This is a genomic window from Desertihabitans aurantiacus (genome assembly GCF_003344635.1).
In the GTDB taxonomy this organism is placed as follows: Bacteria; Actinomycetota; Actinomycetes; order Propionibacteriales; family Propionibacteriaceae; genus Desertihabitans; species Desertihabitans aurantiacus.
This window is the reverse complement of record NZ_QPKK01000264.1, coordinates 1-5,245: the sequence shown is the minus strand read 5'-3', so window position 1 is coordinate 5,245 and position 5,245 is coordinate 1. Positions and strand designations below refer to the sequence as shown.

Below are 5,245 nucleotides of genomic sequence, written 5' to 3'. Positions count from 1 at the left end.
GCGGGCGCCGATGATCCACACCATGCGCGGCGCCGGCTACGTGCTGCGCCCGGCCGGATGAGCAGCCCCGCACCGCCGCCGGACCGCCGGCCGCCGGCGTCCGCGCCCGCACCGGGTTCCGGCCCCCTGGCACCGGCGTCCACGCCGTCGCCCGGGCCCGTCGACCACTGGATCGGGGGTCGGGGCAGCCTGCAGCGCCAGCTGCTGCTGCGCACCCTGGCGGTGCTCGCGGTGACGGCGGTGCTGCTGTCCAGCCTGGCGACCGCGCTGACCCGGCAGCTGGTGGTGGGCCAGATCGACCAGGAGCTGGCCGCCACCCGCGACCGCACCACGCGGGGGCAGAGCGCCGACGGCACGCCCGGGCTCTACCCGAAAGGGGTCGACCTGCCGGGCCAGCAGATCGGGACGGTGGTGCTCGTCTTCGACGGCCAGCGCGGACGGGCCGGGGTGCAGACCGAGGCGGGGCCGACCCTGCCGCCGGAGAAGGCGATCAGCGCGCTGATCGGCGTCCCGGACGACGGCCGCAAGCGCTCGACCACGCTGCCCGGGCTCGGGCACTACCGGGTGCTCGGCTTCGCCCACGCCGGCAACCTGGTGGTGGTCGGGCTGCCGCTGGCGGGGGTGGACGCCATCCTCTACCGGCTGCTGGTCGGCGAGGTGGTGCTGACCCTGCTCGCGCTGCTCGGCGGGGCGGTCGGCGTCCGGCTGGTGGTGGAGCGCGGGCTGCGGCCGCTCAACCGGCTGGCCGGCACCGCGCAGAGCGTCTCGGCGCTGCCGCTGGGCAGCGGTGAGGTCGAGCTGGCCGTCCGGGTGCCCGAGGCCGACGCCGACCCGCGCAGCGAGGTGGGCCGGGTCGGGGTGGCGTTCAACCGGATGCTGGCCCACGTCGGCGGGGCGCTGGCCGCGCGGCAGGCCTCGGAGACCAAGCTGCGCCGCTTCGTCGCCGACGCCTCGCACGAGCTGCGCAACCCGCTGGCCGCGATCTCCGGCTACGCCGAGCTGACCCGCCGGCGTGGGGAGGAGCTGCCCGAGGACGCCCGCTTCGCGGTCGGGCGGATCGAGTCCGAGGCCGGCCGGATGCACCGGCTGGTGGAGGACCTGCTGCTGCTGGCGCGGCTGGACACCGGCCGGGCGCCCGAGCTGGAGCGGGTGGACGTCAGCGCGCTGGTGGTGGACGCCGTGAGCGACGCCCGGGTGGCCGGGCAGGACCACCACTGGCGCCTCGAGCTGGCCGAGCGGGCCGTCGAGGTGCGCGCCGACCGGTTCCAGCTGCAGCAGGTGCTGGTCAACCTGCTGGCCAACGCCCGCACCCACACCCCGGCCGGCACCACGGTCACCACCGCGGTGCGGGTGGAGGGGTCGGAGGCGGGTGGCACGGCCGTGGTCACCGTGGCCGACGACGGTCCGGGGATCCCCGCCGAGACGTTGCCGCGGGTGTTCGAGCGCTTCACCCGCGCCGACTCCGCCCGGGCCCGGCTGGGGGCGGCCGGAGAGCGTCCGTCGGGCACCGGGCTGGGGCTGGCGATCGTCGCCGCGGTGGTCGAGGCGCACCGGGGCACCGTGCACGTGCACAGCGTGCCCGGGTCGACCACCTTCACCGTCCGGCTGCCGCTCGCCGGCGCCGAGGGGGCGTTGCAGCAGGCGTCCGGCGGGCGCCCGTGAGCGTGTTCGGCGGGGTGGCCGGCTCCTGATCACCGTCTCGATGATCGAGAGGCGGACGTCTCAGGTGCCGGACCCGGCGTCGCCAGTGGTGGGCCGACCTCGGTAGGCAGGAGTGACGACGTCCTCGAGCGATCATGATCGATTTCCCGGCCGTCCGGCGTCCTCCCCTGGTCGCGGGGGCCGAGGCGCCGGTCTGGCCGCGACCTACCCCAAGGAGAAGTCGATCATGAAGAAGACCCTCGCGGCCTCCGCCGCCGTGCTGACCGCGGTCGGTGCCAGCCTGCTCACCGCCCCGCCCGCCGCCGCCGACGAGTGCGTGGGCGGCAGCTCTTCCGGCCGCTGCGTGAAGGTGCTCAGCACCAGCGTCCAGACCGAGGTGGTCGAGTCGACCGTCCTGGCCAACGACTCCGGCATCAGCGGCAGCTTCACCTGCGGCTTCAGCCAGACCATCACCCGCAGCGTCGAGCAGAGCGCCTCGGCCGAGATGAGCGTCTCGGCCCAGGTGGCCGCGGTCGGCGCCTCGGCCTCGGTCGGTGTGAGCGAGTCGGTGAGCCAGTCCGCCAGCAGCGCGAGCAGCGTCGCCGGCACCGTGACGCTGGCTCCCGGCGAGTCCGTCACCTGCCAGCGCACCTACGGCTCGGTGCGCTCGGTCCTGCAGGAGTACACCTACAGCGGGACCGGCACCAGCAACGGCCCGCAGTACGTCGTCGTGGTGCCCTCCAGCCTCGGCGTGCGGATCGTCTGAGCCGCGACGGCGCACCGGCGGGCTGGGCGGTGGCCCCGGTCCGTCGGTGCAGCACCGCCGTGCGTTTCGCGAACTACCGGTGCGCCGACGCCGATGACATGATCCCGCCATGCACCTGACCGTCGCCGTCGCGACCTACCGCCGGCCCGACGAGCTGGTCCGGTGCCTGGAGGCGACCTGCCCCCAGGTGCGCCACGAGGTGTCGGCCGGTGCTCTCTCCGGTGCCGATGTGCTCGTGGTCGACAACGACCGCGAGCCCTCCGCCGAGAGCGCGGTCCGTGCCCTCGCCGACCCGCTGGTCCGCTACGTCCACGAGCCGCGCCCGGGGATCTCGGCGGCCCGCAACCGCGCCCTGACCGAGTCCGCCGCCACCGACCTCGTCGTCTTCCTCGACGACGACGAGACCCCGCGCCCCGGCTGGCTGGCCGCCCTGCTCGCGGCCCGGGAGCGCTACCGGGCGGACGCCGTCGTCGGACGCGTCGTCTCCGACCTCGGCGGGCAGCCCGACGCCTGGATCACCGCGAGCCGCTTCTTCGAGCGACCCCGGCGGACGACCGGCACGGCGATGCCGGTGGCGGCCACGAACAACCTGCTCCTCGACCGCCGGGTCGTCGAACGGCTCGGGCTGCGCTTCGCCGACCGCTACGGGTTGACCGGCGGCGGCGACACCCACTTCACCCGCCGGTTCACCGCCGCCGGCGCCTCGCTGGTGTGGTGCGACGAGGCCGTCGTCGTCGACCACGTGCCGCCCGAGCGTGTGACGCGCTCCTGGGTGCTCTCCAGAGCGCGCCGGATGGGCAACTCCCAGATGGTGGTCGCTCTCGACCTGGCCGGGTCGACACCCGCCCGCGCGCGGGCCGCCGTCAGGGCCCTCGCCCACGGCGGCGCCCGGGTGGCGGTCGGGACCGCCATGCGCGGGCTCGGGACGCTGACCGGCTCGGCGCACCGGGCTGCGCGGGGGGAGATCGTCGTCCAGCGCGGGGTCGGCATGGCCGCCGCCGTGCTCGGACGCCGGGTGAGTGAGTACGCGCGTCCGGCGCAGACGACTGCCGGGGAGGACGCCGGGTCGCCACAGGGTCCGCTGCGCGTGCTGTGCTCCTTCCCCGACCCGCGGCCGACCACCAACCCCTACATCACCATGCTGCTCCGGGCGCTCCGCGCCACCTCGGGCCTGGAGGTCGGCACCTTCCGCTGGTCGGCGGCGTTGCTGCGGCGGTGGGACGTCTTCCACGCCCACTGGCCCGAGACCCTGGTCACCGGCGGCTCCCCGCTGCGGAGGACCGTCCGCCAGGGCCTGTTCTGGCTGCTGCTGCTGTCGTTCCGGGTCCGCGGAACGGTGGTGGTGCAGACGGTGCACAACGTTCAGCCGCACGAGCAGCACGGCGCCCCCGTCCGCGCCGGCCTCGCCGTCCTGCGTCGGTCGACCACGGCACGGATCGCCCTCAACCCGCACACCGCCGCCCTGATCGGGCGCAGCTGCGTGCTGATCCCGCACGGCGACTACGTCAGCTGGTTCGCCGACCACCCCCGCCAGGACCCGCAGCGGGGCGCCATCGCCTTCGCCGGCCTCGTCCGGGCCTACAAGAACGTCACCGGGCTGGTCACCGCCTTCCGGGCGACCGAGCGGCCCGGGATGAGCCTGCGCGTGCTGGGCCGGCCCGACAGCGAGGCGCTCGAGCGCGAGATCGTCCAGGCCGCCGACGGCGACCCGCGGATCAGCCTCGAGCTGCGCTTCGTCGACGACGCCGAGCTGGTGGCGGCCGTCACGGGGGCCCAGGTGCTCGCGCTGCCCTACGAGGACTTCCACAACTCCGGGACGGCCCTGCTCGCGCTCTCCCTCGACCGTCCGGTGCTCGTGCCGGACAACGAGATCTCCCGCGACCTGGCCGCGGAGGTCGGCGAGGGCTGGGTGCGCCGCTTCGACGCCGAGCTCGGCCCCGAGGACCTCCTCGCCGCGGTCGAGCAGCCGTTGCCCGAGGGCCGGCCGGATCTCAGCCGACGGAGCTGGGCCCGCGTCGGCGAGGCGCACCGTGACGTCTACCGGACAGCCGTCCGAGCCCGACGGGAGCGCCGCTCGTGACCGGCGGGTCCACGCTCCCCGGCGCCACGGGGCTCGTCGTGGTCAGCTACCGCTCGAGCAGCATGCTGGCCGACAACCTGCCCGCTCCGGGCGCCGACGGCCCGACGGTGGTCGTGGTGGACAACTACTCCGACGACGCCGAGCGGAAGGCGGTGACCCGTCTCGCGGCGGAGCGGGGGTGGACGACGGTCCTCAACGACGGCAACCCGGGGTTCGGCACGGGCGTGAACGCCGGCGTGGACCGGGCCTGGCAGGAGGGCTGCGACGTCGTCGTGCTGGTCAACCCCGACCTCGCCATCACCGCTGACGGCATCGCCCGGCTCGCGGCCGCGGCCCACGCGGACCCCGACGCGCTGGTGGCGCCCCGCATCGTCACCGGACAGGGACGTCCGTGGTCGGGTCTGGGATCGGTCGACCTCGCCGGCGGTCGGCTGTGGACCGACGACCGGGCCGACCGGTCCTGGCTGTCGGGGGCCTGCCTGGCCTTCAGCCGCGCCCTGTGGGAGCGCGCCGGGGGCTTCGACGACGACTACGGCATGTACTGGGAGGACGTCGACCTGTCCTTCCGCGTGCAGGACGCGGGTGGGCGGCTGCGGGTCCTGCCCGACGTCGAGGCGCGGCACGACGTCGGCGGCACCCAGGGCGGACCGGGTCACAAGTCCGCGCTCTACCACTACTACAACTGCCGCAACCGGCTCGTCTTCGCCGCCAAGCACCTGGGCCGGGCGCACCGCTGGGCCTGGCTGGTGCGGACCCCG

4 protein-coding genes are annotated in these 5,245 nt (G+C 75.3%); all 4 read left to right on the top strand.

Going from position 1 to position 5,245, the window contains the following annotated elements; translation table 11 throughout:
* Nucleotides 1-57 precede the first annotated feature (57 nt).
* Nucleotides 58-1,662, top strand: a complete 1,605-nt coding sequence (locus tag DVA66_RS16795; RefSeq protein ID WP_198671872.1) for a sensor histidine kinase — start codon at nucleotides 58-60, stop codon at nucleotides 1,660-1,662.
* Nucleotides 1,663-1,888: 226 nt separating this feature from the next.
* A complete protein-coding gene (locus tag DVA66_RS16790) occupies nucleotides 1,889-2,407 on the top strand; it encodes a hypothetical protein (RefSeq protein WP_114561096.1) in 519 nt (172 codons plus the stop codon).
* A 109-nt stretch (nucleotides 2,408-2,516) separates the two neighbouring features.
* Entirely contained in the window at nucleotides 2,517-4,487 is a 1,971-nt protein-coding gene (locus tag DVA66_RS21375) for a glycosyltransferase (RefSeq protein ID WP_198671871.1), read from the top strand.
* Nucleotides 4,484-5,245 (top strand): glycosyltransferase family 2 protein (locus DVA66_RS16780; protein ID WP_157974076.1); only part of this gene is annotated, 762 nt, incomplete at its 3' end. The genes DVA66_RS21375 and DVA66_RS16780, both read left to right, overlap by 4 nt.